This window comes from Brevibacterium sp. K11IcPPYGO002 (assembly GCF_050920635.1).
GTDB lineage: Bacteria > Actinomycetota > Actinomycetes > Actinomycetales > Brevibacteriaceae > Brevibacterium.
On record NZ_CP131929.1, the window covers coordinates 2,071,295 to 2,087,190 of the forward strand.

General features: G+C 65.6%; 16 protein-coding genes and 1 tRNA gene. 7 read left to right on the forward strand and 10 right to left on the reverse strand.

The window, feature by feature from the left end:
* Positions 1-12: 12 nt before the first annotated feature.
* Positions 13-843, forward strand: a complete 831-nt coding sequence (locus tag QYM46_RS09455; RefSeq protein WP_432788755.1) for a PAC2 family protein — start codon at positions 13-15, stop codon at positions 841-843.
* Between the two features lie 42 nt (positions 844-885).
* On the opposite strand, the gene mshC is transcribed toward QYM46_RS09455, so the two are convergent.
* The 3 genes from mshC to QYM46_RS09470 are packed head-to-tail and all read right to left on the reverse strand — an operon-like array spanning position 886 to position 3,588.
* Positions 886-2,145: a cysteine--1-D-myo-inosityl 2-amino-2-deoxy-alpha-D-glucopyranoside ligase gene (gene mshC, locus QYM46_RS09460; protein WP_432788756.1), complete on the reverse strand. Its 1,260-nt coding sequence runs from the start codon at positions 2,143-2,145 to the stop codon at positions 886-888.
* Between the two features lie 60 nt (positions 2,146-2,205).
* Complete coding sequence (locus QYM46_RS09465; protein ID WP_432788757.1) at positions 2,206-3,018, reverse strand: SCO1664 family protein; 813 nt, start codon at positions 3,016-3,018, stop codon at positions 2,206-2,208.
* A gap of 6 nt (positions 3,019-3,024) precedes the next feature.
* Positions 3,025-3,588 (reverse strand): DUF3090 family protein, encoded by a 564-nt coding sequence (locus tag QYM46_RS09470; RefSeq protein WP_025778382.1) that lies wholly within the window; start codon positions 3,586-3,588, stop codon positions 3,025-3,027.
* 57 nt (positions 3,589-3,645) lie between these two features.
* Between QYM46_RS09470 and QYM46_RS09475 the strand changes: the two genes are divergently transcribed.
* Entirely contained in the window at positions 3,646-3,906 is a 261-nt protein-coding gene (locus tag QYM46_RS09475; RefSeq protein WP_152346427.1) for a hypothetical protein, read from the forward strand.
* 48 nt (positions 3,907-3,954) lie between these two features.
* Here QYM46_RS09475 and QYM46_RS09480 read toward each other — a convergent pair whose 3' ends face one another.
* Positions 3,955-4,869, reverse strand: coding sequence for an aldo/keto reductase (locus QYM46_RS09480; protein WP_169252282.1), 915 nt, complete (start codon positions 4,867-4,869; stop codon positions 3,955-3,957).
* 69 nt (positions 4,870-4,938) lie between these two features.
* Between QYM46_RS09480 and QYM46_RS09485 the strand changes: the two genes are divergently transcribed.
* Positions 4,939-5,775 (forward strand): undecaprenyl-diphosphate phosphatase, encoded by an 837-nt coding sequence (locus QYM46_RS09485; protein WP_432788758.1) that lies wholly within the window; start codon positions 4,939-4,941, stop codon positions 5,773-5,775.
* A 61-nt stretch (positions 5,776-5,836) separates the two neighbouring features.
* Here QYM46_RS09485 and QYM46_RS09490 read toward each other — a convergent pair whose 3' ends face one another.
* A complete protein-coding gene (locus QYM46_RS09490) occupies positions 5,837-6,550 on the reverse strand; it encodes a histidine phosphatase family protein (protein WP_432788760.1) in 714 nt (237 codons plus the stop codon).
* A gap of 37 nt (positions 6,551-6,587) precedes the next feature.
* Between QYM46_RS09490 and QYM46_RS09495 the strand changes: the two genes are divergently transcribed.
* Positions 6,588-6,791 (forward strand): DUF5703 family protein, encoded by a 204-nt coding sequence (locus QYM46_RS09495; RefSeq protein ID WP_025778388.1) that lies wholly within the window; start codon positions 6,588-6,590, stop codon positions 6,789-6,791.
* Between the two features lie 4 nt (positions 6,792-6,795).
* On the forward strand, positions 6,796-7,821 hold the full coding sequence (locus QYM46_RS09500) for a DMT family transporter (RefSeq protein WP_432788761.1): 1,026 nt from the start codon (positions 6,796-6,798) through the stop codon (positions 7,819-7,821).
* On the opposite strand, the gene QYM46_RS09505 is transcribed toward QYM46_RS09500, so the two are convergent.
* The 5 genes from QYM46_RS09505 to QYM46_RS09525 form a co-directional block, all read right to left on the reverse strand.
* Entirely contained in the window at positions 7,775-9,082 is a 1,308-nt protein-coding gene (locus tag QYM46_RS09505; protein ID WP_432788762.1) for a M20/M25/M40 family metallo-hydrolase, read from the reverse strand. The two genes, QYM46_RS09500 and QYM46_RS09505, sit on opposite strands and share 47 nt — an antisense overlap.
* Positions 9,083-9,385: 303 nt before the next feature.
* A tRNA-Leu gene (locus QYM46_RS09510) sits at positions 9,386-9,473 on the reverse strand.
* Positions 9,474-9,557: 84 nt separating this feature from the next.
* The gene (locus QYM46_RS09515; protein ID WP_169252287.1) at positions 9,558-10,409 is read right to left on the reverse strand and encodes a MaoC/PaaZ C-terminal domain-containing protein; all 852 of its coding nucleotides are present in this window, start codon (positions 10,407-10,409) and stop codon (positions 9,558-9,560) included.
* Positions 10,406-11,758 (reverse strand): 3-oxoacyl-ACP reductase, encoded by a 1,353-nt coding sequence (locus tag QYM46_RS09520; protein WP_432788763.1) that lies wholly within the window; start codon positions 11,756-11,758, stop codon positions 10,406-10,408. Before QYM46_RS09520 ends, QYM46_RS09515 begins: the two co-directional genes overlap by 4 nt.
* The gene (locus QYM46_RS09525) at positions 11,755-13,044 is read right to left on the reverse strand and encodes an acetyl-CoA C-acetyltransferase (RefSeq protein WP_169252289.1); all 1,290 of its coding nucleotides are present in this window, start codon (positions 13,042-13,044) and stop codon (positions 11,755-11,757) included. The genes QYM46_RS09520 and QYM46_RS09525 overlap by 4 nt, the downstream gene beginning before the upstream one ends.
* A 58-nt stretch (positions 13,045-13,102) precedes the next feature.
* Here QYM46_RS09525 and QYM46_RS09530 point away from each other — a divergent pair, with 58 nt between their 5' ends.
* Positions 13,103-13,714, forward strand: a complete 612-nt coding sequence (locus tag QYM46_RS09530) for a TetR/AcrR family transcriptional regulator (RefSeq protein WP_169252290.1) — start codon at positions 13,103-13,105, stop codon at positions 13,712-13,714.
* A complete protein-coding gene (locus tag QYM46_RS09535; RefSeq protein ID WP_432788765.1) occupies positions 13,711-15,750 on the forward strand; it encodes an acyl-CoA dehydrogenase family protein in 2,040 nt (679 codons plus the stop codon). Before QYM46_RS09530 ends, QYM46_RS09535 begins: the two co-directional genes overlap by 4 nt.
* Positions 15,751-15,896 lie beyond the last annotated feature (146 nt).

Below are 15,896 nucleotides of genomic sequence, written 5' to 3' on the forward strand. Positions count from 1 at the left end.
TAGTCTGGAACCATGAGTATTCTTCCATCCGGGTCCGGGGCACTCGTCTTCATCGCCTTCGAAGGTCAGGATGCCGATGCTTCCGAAGCGGCGAGTTCGCTGGCCAAGGATCTCATCGAGGTCTGGCAGCTGGACGACTCCGAGATCCTCGACACCGATGGGTTCTACGAATTCCGCTTCTCCGAACCCGAGATCATCCGCGACGAGGCCGGAACGGCGTCGATCGCCTGGCCGGGTGTCGCGGTGCACCGGGGCCGCCTCGGCGAGTTGCCGATCACGGTCATCCAGGGGCACGAACCGGGCCTGAAATGGCGGGAGTTCCTCAGCCTCATTCTCGCTCACGTCGGTGCTGACGATACCGTCGTCCTCCTCGGTGGGCTCCATGCCGAGGTTCCGCATACGCGGCCCCTGCCCGTGGTGGCCAACACCGAGGACGCTGAACTCGCGTCCGGTCTCGGCATCGACGCCAACGGGTATGAGGGACCCATCGGCATTCTCGGGCTTCTCGGAGTCGCCTGCCGCTGGCGCGGAATCAGGGCGATCAACCTGTGGGTGGGCGTGCCGGACTATCTCGCAGAGTCTCAGTCGCCGAAGGCCGAGCTCGCTCTGGCGAAGGCGGTCGAGCGCTATGTCGGCATCGAGATCGACATCCATGTGCTCGAAGAGGAGAGCCGGGCCTGGGAGCTCGGCGCCGACGAACTCGTCTCGTTCAACCCGCGGCTGGCAGAGCTCGTCAAGGCGCTGGAGAAGCAGAACGATTCGGCGGACCTGCCGGAGGCCAGCGGAGACGCCATCGCGGCCGAGTTCGAACGCTATCTGCGCAAACGCGGCCGCGATAAGTGAACCACGGTCATTCGGTGGTCAGGCGGTCGACGCCGAACGATGTCAGTCCAGCAGACGGATGCCCAGGAGGGCGTCGACGGCGTCGGCGACTCGGTCGCCGGTGATGCCCGCTGTCTCCGAGGATTCGGAGTCCGCATAGTGTTCGGCCCACTCGTCGAGGATCCCCAGAGCCCGCGGGCTGTCGAGGTCATCGGTGAGTGCTTCCCGCAGCAGACCGATGATGTGCTCGCGCAGACCCTGGCGACATTCGGATTCGCATTTGGCCGCGTGCCTCCATGACTGGAGGCGTGCCTCGGCGATGGACAGCTGTTCTTCGGTGAAGCTCCAGTCGCTGCGGTAGTGGTTGGACAGGATCACGGTGCGGATGGCCATGGGATCGACTCCACGCTCGCGCAGCTTCGAGACGAGGACGAGGTTGCCTTTGGACTTGCTCATCTTCTCGCCGTCGAGGCCCACCATTCCGGTGTGCATATAGGTCTTCGCCATCGGCGTGTCCCGCCAGGCAGCTGCATGGGCGGCGCTCATCTCGTGGTGCGGGAAGATGAGGTCGCTGCCGCCTCCCTGCACATCGACGGGGAAGCCGAGATACCGATCGGCGATGACTGTGCATTCGACATGCCATCCCGGTCGTCCCCGACCCAGTGCTCCGCCGTCCCAGGACGGTTCGCCTTCGCGTTCGGCCCGCCACAGCAGCGGGTCGATGGGGTTGTCTTTGCCCGGAGTCTCGGGGTCTCCGCCGCGTTCGGCCGACAGCGCGGCCATGGTTTCGGCATCATCATGGCTGACGGTGCCGAACGGTGGGGTGATCTGCGTCGACACCCGGTAGTAGACGTCACCGTTGTCGAGGGTGTAGGCGGCTCCCCTGTCCACGAGATCGCGGACTCCGGCGGCGATCTCGTCGACGGATTCGACGACGCCGATGAAGCTGGCCGGCGGAAGCACCCGCAGGGCTTCCATATCCTCACGGAAGAGCTCGATCTGGGAGGCGGCGAGTTCGCGCCAGTCGACTCCCGTGGCGTCGGCGCGCTCCAGCAGCGGGTCGTCGACATCAGTGGTGTTCTGTGCATAGTCGACCTCGAGTCCCGCATCGCGCCAGATCCGGTTGAGCAGATCGAAGGCGACATAGGTGGAGGCGTGCCCGAGGTGCGTCGCATCATAGGGGGTGATGCCGCAGACGTAGAGTCGAGCGGTCTGCTCGGATCCGCGCAACCTGCGCGGGCTGCGGGTGCTCGTATCGAACACCGTAGGCACCTTGCCGGTGCTGGTCAGACGGGGCAGTTGAGGTTCGGGCCATGACTTCACGGCACCCAGCCTAACCGAGAGGCAGGCGTTCGGCACTTCCGGGTTGACGTGATGCCGGTTTCAGATCGGCGGCCAGGGAATGACGGTGCGATCATCCGGTGCTTCGGGGAAGAACTCGGCGGCGAGAAGCCGGTTCGCCCGGTGTTTGAGGGCCTGGATCTCGTCGGCCGACAGGCAGTCGCTCAGCTGCGTCCGCAGCGTTTCGTCCATGGCGGCGACTTCCTGCAGAGCATCGATCTCTTCGGCGCAGAACGAGGTGCGAGAGAAACCCCACAGCACGGTGCGCAGCTTCTCCTCCTGGTGGAAGGTCAGTCCGTTGTCGATGCCGAAGACGCCGATGTCGGCCGCGGCGGTGCTCGGCAGCGTGCTGCCGGTGATGACATGGCCGGCTTTGCGGTCGGCGTTGTTGGCCAGCAGGTCGAAGAAGGCGATGGTGCGCAGGGCACCGTCGACGGAGTGGGAGAGTACGAGGTCGCGGCCGTCTTCGGTGCGCAGGGCGAAGATCGGGGTGTGGTCGACGGGGATCGCGTTGACCGTCGACAGGGTCACCGCTTCGTCATCGTCGGAGGCTTCGACGTAGGCCTGCAGGGATCCGCGACCGGCCGGCAGGTCGTCGCGCAGCACCGTCGGCGGGACCACTTCCAGATCGAGCGCGGACGACAGCCGGTAGGCGGCGACCTCGCGCAGGGCCAGGGTCTGCTCCGGGAAGTCGATCAGGGGCCGTTCGCCGGAGATGGGTTTGTAGACGGCCTTGATCGCCCGGCCCTCGTGTTCGAGCACGAGCAGTCGGGTGTCATTGCTGGCGCGTGGGATCGCTCCCATCTCCGTCCAGTCCCCCGCAGCCAGTGCGTCGAGGACAAACCCGTGGTCCATCACCGATCAGGCGCGCGGGATCCCGTTGGCACGGGGGCACAGGTGGCCGTCGGGTTCGAGCGGAAGGGAGCAGAACGGACAGTCTCCGCGTCCGGCACTGACGACCTGTTCGCCGCGCCGGGCGAACTCGCGGGCGGCCGCGGCGTCGAGGACGATGCGCAGGACCTCTCGTTCGACCTCGTCGTCATCGGGGTCGGCAGAGGTTCCGGCCTGGGCGTCCGCCTCGGTGAGTTCGAAGCATTCGATCACGAGTTCGTGTTTGACGGTGTCCCAGCCCAGGCTCATCGTGCCGACACGGAACTCCGGTTCGATGGGAACGTTGAGCCCGGCGTTGTCGATGAGATCGTCGAGCGCCGTCTGCGGCACCCGAGCGGCCGGGTCCTTGATCATCACCATGTCGAGCAGTTCGGTGATCCGGTCGGAGAGGATCTCGACCTGTTCCTTCTCGACGACCACCGTCGTGAGCGCGGTGCCGGACTTCGCTTGGAGGAGGAACGTCCTCTCGCCGGGAAGTCCGATTGTGCCGACGACGAAACGATCGGGCGTGGGGTGGTCGTACAGAGCTGCCATGTCTTCAGCCTAGTTCAAAGACTTACATGTCGGTCCGGCCTGGGATACATTTGAGTCATGAGCACTGATCCTCGTGAGGCCCTGGACGCATTCCTCGAAGCAGTGAGAGAGCACTACGCTGCATCCGCACACCGCAACGGTGACCAAGACCCCCGAGTCGAAGCCGCTTATATGGCTTTGGCCGATGCCTTCGAAATCTACGAAGACGCGATCTACACTGCGTTCGACGAAGTCACCCCGTTCGAGCTCTTCGATGATGTCGAGGATGCCAAGGACGATGACGAGTTCGTTCTCGACGATGACGACGAGGATGACTGAGAAGCTCGAGAATCTCGCGCAGGACCCGACAGGACCCGAGCCGAGTCTCTAGGCGGACGGACTCCATGAGATCTGGTCGAGCACCTCGGCGATCTCCGCGGCCAGTTCGACCTCGCTGCCGGTGACCTCGGCCAGCTGTGCCGGAGTGCGGGGCGAGACCAGAGTGCTCGCGATTCCGTGCTGCCGGTTGAAGGCCAAGGCGATGTCGACTGTCGACACACCCAACGCGGTCGCGGCACGACGGACGCCTGCGAGTACCCGGTTCGAGCGCTCGTCGAGATAGGCACCGGCGTAGTCGCTCAGCTCCCCCGCCAGGCGGGAATCCTGCGGAGTCGCGTTCCGGTATTTGTCGGTGAGCACTCCGCGGCCCAGTCCCGCTCCGGCGATGAGTGAGACTCCCGCATAGTCGGCCGCGGGAATGAGCTCTGCTTCGGCCTCGCGGTTGAGCAGCGAGTATTCGGCGACGGCGCAGGCCACCGGAATTCCGGCTCCGCGCATCTCCGCCAGCTGCCACCCGGTGTGGTGGGACACCCCGACGTAGCGGACCTTCCCCAGCGTGAGCAGCGTCTCAACGGCCGAGGCGGTCTCGGCACGGTCGACTTCGGCGTCGAAGACGTCGAGGACGAGTACATCGAGGTGATCGCGTCCCACCGTGCGCAGGAGCGTGTCGACCTGGCTGAGGATTCTCGAACGCCCGAGCCCGACCTCGATGTGGTCGGGCTCACTCATGGACACGCCCACTCGGGACAGCAGCAGAATCTCTTCGGGAAGTCTCAGCCGCCCGAGCACCTCTGCGGAGGCTGTGGCCGAGCTCGGCAGCTCGATGAGGTTGCCACCTGCGTCGATGTAGCTGTCGACGAGGAGCTGGGCGACCTGGTCATCGACCCGGTGCCCCCACTCGAAGGTCCCGAGACCCACATCGCTGATTTCCAGACCGGTGGTGCCGAGGCGTTGGTGCTTCATGCTTCTTGAGGTTACCTGATGCTGCGACTACCGTGGTTTCGTTCCCACCTCATAATCTCAAGGAGTCGTATGTACGACTGGCTGGTCGCCGCCGTGCTCGGAATCGTTCAGGCGCTCACCGAGTTCCTCCCGATCTCGTCGTCGGCGCATGTGCGCATCGTCGGCGAACTCATGCTTCCGGGGTCCGATCCGGGTGCGTTCTTCACCGCCATCATCCAGATCGGCACCGAGGCGGCCGTCGTCGTCTACTTCTGGCGCGATATCGTCACGATCATCTCGAAATGGTGCAAAGCACTCGTCGGCAAGCATGATCGCAAGGACCCCGAGGTGCGCCTGGGTTGGCTCATCATCGTCGGCTCGATCCCCATCGTCATCATCGGCCTGCTCTTCCAGGACTACATCGAGGGTGCTCTGCGCAGCCTCTGGATCACGGCGACGATGCTCATCGTCTTCGGTCTCATCATCGGCATCGCCGACTGGGCAGGGAAACGCGAACGCACCCTCGAGGATATGAACTGGGGTCAGGGCATCCTGTTCGGTTTTGCCCAGGCGCTCGCCGTCATCCCCGGCGTGTCACGCTCCGGCGGTACGATCATGGCCGGCCGGTTCATGGGCTTCGATCGTCCCTCCGCGGCCCGCTACTCGTTCCTGCTCGCCATTCCCGCCGTCGTCGGGTCGGGCCTCTACGGCGTGGCGCAGACGCTCGGTCGCAGTGAGGCCATGGTGCTCGGCTGGGGACCGACGATACTGGCCACGGTCATCTCCTTCGCTCTCGGCCTCGTCGTCATCCACTGGTTCCTCAAGTATGTGGAGACGAAGTCGTTCGCCATCTTCGTCTGGTACCGCGTGGCTTTGGGCATCGTCCTCTACATCCTGCTCGGCACGGGAGTCCTCGCCGCAGTCTGAGTCGACATCGCGACCTGTTGCGACAGACCCTGATCCCGGCATTCGCCCACGAGTGCCGGGATCAGCGCATTCCGCCGCCGCCGACCGCGGCCGACTGGGCGAGTCCGGCGGCTGTCACCGACATCGCGGCGAGCACCGGCTTGTCACCGGAGAAGTCGATGACCGTGAACGACCCGGGAGCGACGCTCAGCCGTTGGAAATCGTCCAGCGGCATTCCCAGCGCATCGGCGATGATCGCCTTGATGATGTCTCCGTGGGAGACGATCATCGCCCACCGAGGCGGCGCCGACTTCCCCGCGTCGGTTCCGGAATCCGCGGCGGACTCGAGTTCCGCATCGGCACGCTCCTGTTCGCGCAGCTGAGCCACGAGGTCACGGACGCGGGCAGTCGAGCGCTCGGCCGCCTCGGTGATGGATTCCCCTCCGGGGAACCTGGCCTGCGACGCCGTCTTCACCACGGTCGCCCACAGGGGCTCCTCCCCAAGCTCTGTGAGCGATCGGCCCGTCCACTCGCCGTAGTCGAGTTCGATGACGGCATCGGCGACGTCGATGCGCTCGAATCGGGCTGCCTCCGCCGCGATGGTCGCGGTCTGTTCGCAGCGCTGCAGGGGCGAATGCAGAAGCTGGGCGAAATGCCGGTGCGGCAGCAGCTCGAGGTTGGCCCGCAGCGCCCGTGTTCCCTCATCGGTGAGGGACACGCCGGGCGCGCGTCCGGCCAGGATTCCGGAGACGTTGGCGCTGGAGAGACCGTGCCGCAGCAGAACGATGACGGGCATACCGTCAAGATTAGCCCAGATCGTCTAGGGTGAGGCTATGAAACGTCAGCGTCCACGTATGACCTACGAGTTCCGGAAAGTCTCGTTCTCCCGGGATGTGCCGCGGTCGGTCAGCCTGCAGGAACTCAACGACCAGGCGGAATACGGACAGTGGGAGCTCGCCCGCACCCGCATCTCCGTCGGCGGAGTCCGCACCGTGTGGCTGCGCCGCAAGATCATGCCGCTGGCGGTCAGCAGCTGATCGGTTGAGGTCTCCCTCCCTCGTCCCGGTCCTCACCGCCGGCCTCGTCACGATCGCAGCGGGGGCGGCGATGTCCCTGCAGGGTCGGGCGAACGGGCTGCTCGGTCAGGTGCTCGGCCACGCCGTCTTCGCCGCACTCATCTCATTCCTCGTCGGACTCCTCTGCGTCGGCATCGCCTTGGCGGTCTCGGCCCGCTCTCGAGCCTCCGCCCGCCGGCTCTTCGGACTGCTGCGTGACCGCAGTCTTCCCTGGTGGATGCTCTTCGGGGGCTTGAGCGGCGGGCTCGTCGTCATCGCGCAGGCCACGACCATTCCCCTGCTGGGAGTGGCCATGTTCACGATGGCCTTCGTCTCCGGTCAGGTAACCGGCGGACTCATCGTCGATTCCACCGAACTGCCGCCGGGAGGGCGACAGCGTCTGAATGTGCTGCGCATCCTCGGCGTGCTCATCGTGCTCGCGTCTCTGACCTTCGCCGCCGGTGACCGCCTGCAGTCGGGTATACCTCTGTGGACTCCCCTGCTTCCGTTCGTCTCCGGGGCACTGACCAGTGTGCAGCAGGCGTTCAACGGCCATATCCGTGCCGCCACCGAATCGGCGGTGGTCGCGACCACGGTGAACTTCACCGTCGGTTTCGCAGCACTCGGCATCGGCACGGTCGTCCTGCTCATGACCGGCGTTGCCTGGCGCGGATTCCCGACCGCACCGGATCAGTGGTGGACCCTCCTCGGCGGAGCCTTCGGGGTGGTCTTCATCGCTCTGACCACGGTGACCGTGGCGAGGCTGGGCGTGCTGCTGCTCAGCCTGTTCGCGCTCTTCGGGAACTTGGTCGGGGCACTGGCACTCGATGCGCTGCTGCCGATTCCCGGCTCCGATGTCACGCTGATCACGGTGCTCAGCGCCGTCGGAGTGCTCGTCGGGATCGTTGTGACCGTGCTGCCGGTGCCGGTCGGACCGTCATCAGCGGTCAGACTCTCATCAGCGCTCAGGCCTTCATCAGAAAGTCGCCGAGGACCCGCGTCCCGAACTTGAGCGCCGAGATCGGCACTCTCTCGTCGACGCCGTGGAACATAGCCGGAAAGTCGAGGTCGCCGGTGAGTTGGAGCGGGGCGAAACCGTAGCCGGTGATGCCGAGTTCAGCCATCGACTTGTTGTCCGTGCCCCCGGAGAGAGTGTAGGGCAGGACGTTCGCGCTCGGATCATCGGCGAGGAGGCTCTTGCGCATCTGCGCGACCAGCGGGGTGTCGAACGGCGACTCGAGGGCCTCGCCCTCATCCTCGGCGGAGATGTCGATGCCCTCTCCCGCGAGTTCCTTGATTGTGAGCATGACGTCCTCATGCTGACCCGGCAGAGTGCGGCAGTCGACATAAGCGGTCGCGGTGCCGGGGATGACGTTGTGTTTGTAACCGGCGTCGAGGAACGACGGATTGGAGGTGTTCTGCAGGGTCGGTGCCACGAACTTCTCGACCGAACCGAGTTCGGCGAGCAGCTGCGGGATCGTCTCTGCCGTGAATTCGATTCCCGTGAGTTCGGAGACGCCTTCGAGCAGCTTCCGCGTGGCCAGCGGGATCTCCTGGGGCCACGGGTGGTTGCCGATGCGGGTGATGGCTGCAGCAAGACGCGTGACCGGGTTGTCGTCATTGCGCTGGGACCCGTGTCCGGCTGTGCCGTGGGCGATGAGGTTGAGCCAGGCCAAGCCCTTCTCGGCGGTCTGGATGAGGTAGACGCGCTGCCCGCGGACATCCACGGAGTAGCCTCCGACCTCCGAGATCGCCTCGGTGGCTCCGGAGAACAGCTCGGGACGGTTGCGCACCATATGGCGGGCGCCGTAATTGCCTCCGGCCTCCTCGTCGGCGAAGAAGGCGATCACGAGGTCCCGACGAGGGGTGAGTCCTTGGGCGAGCATGCCACGGACGGAGGCGACGATCATCGCGTCCATGTCCTTCATGTCCACCGCGCCGCGGCCCCACAGAAGCCCGTCCTTGATGACGCCCTCGAAGGGGTCGACGCTCCAGTCCTCGGCCGCGGCCGGAACGACGTCCGTGTGGCCGTGGACGACGAGTGCCGGAGCCTCCGGGTCGGAGCCCTTCACACGGGCGACGAGGTTGGCCCTTCCCGGCGACGATTCGACGATTTCGGATTTCAGGTCCACCTCGGCGAGCCAGGATGCGATGAGTTCGGCCGCAGGCAGCTCCGGGTTCGCTGTGTTCCCGCCCCAGTTCTGGGTGTCGATGCGGATGAGCTGACGGCACAGTTCGACGACTTCGTCCTCTGCGGCTCTGAAATCAAACACGGGGGCTCCCCTCGGTGGTGGTTCGATCACGCGGCGGTGCTGTGATCGGTCTGACAATCACCACCGTATCCCACCGGCGGGCGTTCCTGACCGGCCACACGGTGTGAACCAGCGGATCGGCCAGCACACACATTTCGGCCTGCACCCCGTACCCGCGGGTTCGAAATTCATGCGGGGTGATCTCGATCAGGGCGTATGCACTTTCGACCCGCGGAAGCCGGATGCCCCTGTGCCGCAGACGACTCCGACGGCTAAATGCGAAAATGGCCTCCGGACCGAAATCCGGAGGCCATCTCCTCGTTGTGCGCGAAGGGGGACTTGAACCCCCACGCCCGATAAGTTGGGCACTAGCACCTCAAGCTAGCGCGTCTACCAATTCCGCCACTCGCGCTGGCAACAGAGATAACTCTACATGCGCGAAACGGTGTCGCAAAATCGAAATCGGCTTTTGTGACGCACTGCACTTATCAGGCCATCAGTCGAGGTGTGCCACCTGCGATAGGACGTGGGGTTTGCCGTTCTTCAGATCGAAGACGGCCGACTGCGCAGCCTCGTGGCGACGTCCCTCGGTCAGCGCATAGCCGACCGTGCCGGGCAGCAGTATCGGCTTCGCGAAGGACACATCCCAGCGGTAGGACTCGAGCCGGGGATCCATCGCCGCGAACGCCCGGGAGGCGCTGTACATCCCGTGCGCGATCTGCTTCGGGAACCCGAATCCCTTCGCGGCCAGACCGTTGAGGTGGATCGGGTTGTAGTCACCGGAGACCTTCGCATAGCGCTGGCCGATGATCGGGTCCAGACGCCACACCGCGCTGGGCTGCGGTGCGGTGAACTCGAGGTGCGGAACCTGTGACTTCGGCTTGGCTCCGGAGAGCTTGCGCCCCTTCGCCAGATACGTGGACACCTCGTCCATCACGGGACGTCCGTCGACCTTCGCCTCGAGCCGAACCTCGATCGTCGTGCCCTTCGTGTGCTCGAACGGACCGGCGAGTTCGAGGTGGAAGTCGACAACCTCGCCGAGGCGGGCCTGCGAATGCATGTCGACGCGATTGTGGATGTGGACCATCCCCATCATCGGCAGCGGCACCTCGGGGTCGGCCAGCAGCTGCATGCTCAGCGGGAAGCCGAGGATGTGCAGATAGCCGGGGTGGACGATGTCGTCCAGGCCATGACCGACGACGTGGGCGAATCCCGCATAGGCGACCGGTTCGAGCGGAATGCTGCGATCGATCGCATGCTCCGGCAGCTCCGGACCGGTGCGCGGGCCCACCGGCAGGGTCTTGAGCAGGGCACGGGCATAGATGGGAAGCATCGAATCCGCCATCATGCACCCACCATGTTCTGACCGCAGACACGCAACGTCTGACCGTTGATGCCGCGGGCGCCGCTGGAGGCGAGGAAGCCGATGGCTTCGGCGACGTCGACCGGCTGCCCGCCCTGCTGCAGGCTCGAGAGCCGGCGTGCGACCTGCCGTGTGAGGGTGGGCATCTTCGCGGTCATATCCGTTTCGATGAATCCGGGTGCCACCGCGTTGATCGCTCCCCCGCGGGCGGCGAAGTCCTCCGCCGAGGCGGCAGTGAGCCCGATGACTCCGGCCTTCGAGGTCGCATAGTTCGTCTGACCGCGGTTGCCCGCGATTCCCGAGGTCGAGGCCAGGGAGACGACCTGGGCGCCGTCGGCGAAGAGTCCCTTCTCCGCGAGATGAGAATTGATCATCGTCTGCGCGGCGATGTTGACGGCGATGACCGAATCCCACTTGGCCGCGTCCATGTTCGCCAGCATCTTGTCTCGAGTGATGCCGGCGTTGTGGACGAGGATGTCCACGGGTGCTCCGAGCGCCTCGACGATCTTGTCCGGGGCGTCTGCTGCGGTGATGTCGAGCTGCAGCGACTTGCCGCCGATCCGGTTCATCACCTGCGCCAGCGCCTGCCCCGCCTGCGGCATGTCCACGCCGATGACGTAGGCGCCGTCGCGGGCGAGGTTCTCGGCGATCGCGGCTCCGATCCCGCGTGCGGCACCGGTGACCACGGCTGTGCGTCCGGCCAGCGGGCCGGCCTCACCGGTGGACATGAACTCGTCCAGGCTCAGCCGCGGGCCGGCGTCCGAGGACACCGTGAGGAACTGGCCGGAGACATAGGCAGACTTGCCGGAGAGCAGGAACCACAGAGCCGCCGTCACCGAGGGTGCGGTGAGGTCGACGCCGTCGAGCAGGATCCCGTTGGCGGTGGCGCCGGCGCGCATCTCGTGGGCGACCGACCGGGTGAAGCCGGTGATGCCCTGAGTGGTGGCGGCCTGCTCCGGTGTCTGGTTTCGGGCATCCGGTGCCGTCGAAATGGTGATCACTCGACCACAGACGGCAAGGGAGCGCAGGGCGGCACCGATCTCGAGGACGACCGGTGACAGGTCGGCCGGGGACTGTGCATCGTCGAGGACGGCGATGACGGCCCGCAGCTTCTCACCCGTCTGAGCGTTGCGGCGGACCTCGAGTCCGTTCTCCAGCAGCTGATCGGCCAAGCCCTGAGCACCCGGGCCGGTGCCGAGGACGAGGACCGGCTTGTTCTCATACGACGCCGGGGTGGAGCCGAAGCGGTTGAGTTCGACCGGCTGCGGCAGACCGAGGGATTTGGCCATTTGCTTCAGCGGTCCGTTGACGAGGGAGAGATAGGTGTCTTTCATGCTGCCTCCACGATCGCGGTGAGTCCCTGTCCGCCTGCGGCGCAGATCGAGACCAGGGAGCGCTTCTTGCCGGTGGTCTTCAGGTGCTTGGCGGTGCTGGCGATAATCCGTCCGCCGGTGGCGGCGAAGGGGTGGCCGGCGGCCAGGCTCGACCCCAGGGGGTTGAGCTTGTCGCGGTCGATGGTGCCCAGTGCCGCATCGAGTCCGGCCTTGTCCTTGCAGAACTCTTCGGACTCCCAGGCGGCCAGGTGCGAGAGCACAGTGGAGGCGAAGGCCTCGTGGATCTCGAAGACATCGAAGTCGTCGAAGGTCAGGCCGTTGCGGGCCAGCAGCCGCGGGACGGCGTAGGCGGGGGCCATGAGCAGCCCTTCGTCACCGTCGACGAAATCGACGGCGGCGGCTTCGGCATCGACGAGGCGCGCCAGCGGGGTGAAGCCGTGTTCGGCGGCCCAGTCCTCACTGCCCAGCAGCACCGAGGATGCGCCGTCGGTCAGCGGAGTCGAGTTGCCGGCGGTCATGGTCGCCTCGGCGGCAAGTTTCCTGCCGAAGACGGGGTTGAGCTTCGCCAGCGCTTCCACGGTCGAGTCGGCACGCATGTTCGTATCGCGGCTGACCCCGAGGTACGGGGTGGTGAGGTCATCGAAGAAGCCCGAATCCCATGCCGCGGCGAGGTTCTTATGGGAAGCCACGGCCAGTTCGTCCTGAGCCTGTCGGCTGATGCCCCAGGCCGCGGTGGTGATCGCCTGGTGCTCGCCCATGCTCAAGCCCGTACGCGGTTCACCCGTGCTCGGAGCCTGCGGCGCGAGGTAGGCGGGGCGAATCTGGGAAGCGATCTTCGCCTTCTGCACCATCGTCTTCGCACGGGTGAGCTCGAGGAGGATCTCGCGCATCGAATCGTTGATGACGATCGGAGCGTCGGATGTCGAATCCACACCCGAGGCGATTCCGGATTCGATCTGCCCGGCATTGATCTTGTTGTTGAGGCTGACCACGGCTTCGAGCCCCGTGGCGCAGGCTTGACCGAGATCGAAGGCGGGGGTCGTCGGTGCGAGGGCGGAGCCGAGCACGGCTTCCCGGGTGAGGTTGAAGTCCTTCGAGTGCTTGAGGACTGCACCTCCGGCGACTTCGCCGATGTTCTCTCCGGCCAGTCCGAAGCGGGCGACGAGCCCGTCGATGGCCGAGGTGAGCATATCGAGGTTCGTGGCCTTCGAGTACTGCTTGTTCGAGCGGGCGAAGGGAATTCGGTTGCCGCCGAGGATGACGGCGCGGTTGTTGGGAGCGGACATGTGCACCTCCGGGTGGTTGATTTAGCTGATACCGACAGTACCTGATACTGTCGGTTACATGAAATCGATCACAGACGGCCGCTCGACGAGATGGCAGAAGCATCGCGACGAGCGTCGTCGGGAACTTCTGCGCTCCGTGCGGCTCGTCGTCGACGAGCACGGCGACGGCATGTCGATGGAGCAGATCTCGGACGCGACCGGGACGTCGAAGTCGGTCCTCTACCGCTATTTCACCGATCGAGCGGGTCTCCAGGCGGCCATGGGCGAATGGGCGATGGGCGTCATCATCCGGTCTCTCGATGAGGCCGCGGCCACCTCGGCGAAGGGCGAGGGCTCACCAGCGGCGAAGGAGTCCTTGGCCGCGATGATCCGCGCATTCGTCACGCTCGCCGCGAATTCCCCGAACGTGTATCGCTTCTGCGACACCGCAGTCAACCGGTTCGCGCCCGAGGAGACCGGCGGTTTCTTCAATTCCATTGCCGGGCAGCTGGCCGAACGCCTCGGCCTGAGCGGGGACCAGGCTCGGCTGTGGTCGGCCGGAGCGATCGGATTCGTCCGCGCCGCCACCGAGTCCTGGCTGTCCCGACCGGACCGGCCCGAGGAATTCGCCACCACCATCACCCATTGGCTCTGGGCAACCCTGCCCGAACAACGAGGAGTAGAACAATGAAGCTGTCTCTTGATCCGAAAGCCATCAACACCGTCCTCGACGGACAGTGGGCAGACGCTCGCCGACGCGGGCGAACCCTGGCCGAAGAACCGTCGACCCACGACGATCCGGCCGATGATCTCGACACCGCACGGGCGAAGACCCTCGACGGGGTCATGATGATGGCCGAGACCGGACTGCCGATGACCGGGCTGTCACCGGAGATGGGCGGAAAGAACGAACACGCCACGAACGTCGCCGGGTTCGAAGAGACCGTCACCGCCAACCCGAGCCTGCAGATCAAGGCAGGCGTCCAGTTCGGGCTATTCGGCGGAGCGATCCTCCACCTCGGCGATCAGGAGCAGCATCACAAGTGGCTGCTCGACGCTCAGTCCGGACGCCTGCTGGGTTCGTTCGCGATGACGGAGATCGGACACGGCTCCGATGTCGCCAACGTGGCGACCACCGCCACCTACGACGAGGCGACCGAAGAGTTCGTCATCGAGACTCCCTTCCGGGCCGCAACGAAGGAATACATCGGCAACGCCGCCCGCGATGCCAGGGCCGCCGTTCTCTTCGCACAGCTGATCACCAAGGGAGTCAAGCACGGGGTGCATGCCTTCTTCGTGCCCGTCCGCGACGAGTCCGGTGAGCCGATGCCGGGAGTCTCGATCGAAGACGACGGCTACAAGGGCGGGCTCAAGGGCGTCGACAATGGTCGCCTCGCCTTCGACTCGGTGCGGATCCCGCGCACCAATCTGCTCAACCGCTATGGACATGTCACCGCCGACGGCACATACTCCTCCCCCATCGAATCACCGGGACGCCGTTTCTTCACGATGCTCGGCACCCTGGTCCAGGGCCGCGTCTCGCTCGACGGCGCCTCCGTGGTCGCCTCGAAGCTCGCCCTCGACATCGCCGTGCGCTACGGACTCGAACGCAAGCAGTTCACGGCCGGCGACGACTTCGCCGAGACAACCCTGCTCGACTACGGCCAGCATCAGCGTCGCCTCATGCCTGCCCTCGCCGCCGTCTACGCCTCAGCGTTCGCACACGAGAAGCTGCTGACCTCCTTCGAGGAGGTCTTCGCCGGAGCCGACGACTCCGAGGAGAACCGGGCTCTGCTCGAGACCCGGGCAGCAGCGTTCAAGGCCGACTCGACCTGGATGGCGCTCGACGTCATCCAGGAATGCCGTGAAGCCTGCGGCGGTGCCGGTTTCATGGCGGAGAACCGCCTCGTGGGACTGCGCGCCGACCTCGACGTCTACGTCACCTTCGAAGGCGACAACACGGTGCTGCTGCAGCTCGTGGCCAAGCGCCTCCTCGGTGACTATGCCAAGGAGTTCGCGAATCTCGACGTCGGTGGTGCCGCCCGGTTCATCGGCACCCAGGCCGCCGAGCACACGCTCTACCGCACCGGTCTGGCCAATGCCGGACGGGCGATCTCGGACGCGCTGACCCCGAACCTCGGTGACAAACGGATCCGGTCGGGACGCTTGCAGCGGACCCTGCTCGAGACGCGTCTGGAGGTCATGGTCTCCGGAGTGGCCCAGGCACTGCGTCCGGCGACGAAGATGCCGGCCGCGCAGGCGGCCGATCTGTTCAACGTCCACCAGCACGAGCTCATCGAGATGGCACGCGCCTATGTCGAGCTCGAGAAGTGGAAGGCACTCGACGAGAAGATGAGGGAGCAGACCGACGCCGATCAGGCCAAGGCCTTCCGTCGTCTGCGTGACACCTACGGTCTCGGACTGATCGAGAAGCATATGGCCTGGCACCTCATGTACGGTCGCCTGCCGATGTCGCGCGCACGCCAGATCAACGAGACGCTGAACCGTCTGTGCCAGAAGCTCGCGGCCAACGCCCTCGACCTCGTCGAGGCATTCGGCTACTCGGATGTCCACCGTCGGGCCACCATCGCCTCCGGTGTCGAAGCCGAGCGTCAGGCCGAGGCCGCCGACTACTACCGTCGGGCGCGTGCCCGTCAGGACTTCCCGGTCGACGAGAAGCAGCTGCGCAAGGCCGCGAAGAAGAAGGCGAAGGCCGCCGCACGGTGACCGCGGTTCCGTGATCCGGGCACACCAGAAGACCCCCGCAGCGAACGGTCTGCGGGGGTCTTCTGGTGCTTGGGGTGAACGGTGCCTGCGGGCTGTCAGTGGTCCTGTCTGACGCCTGAGATCGTCTGACGTTCCCCTCGGCCTCA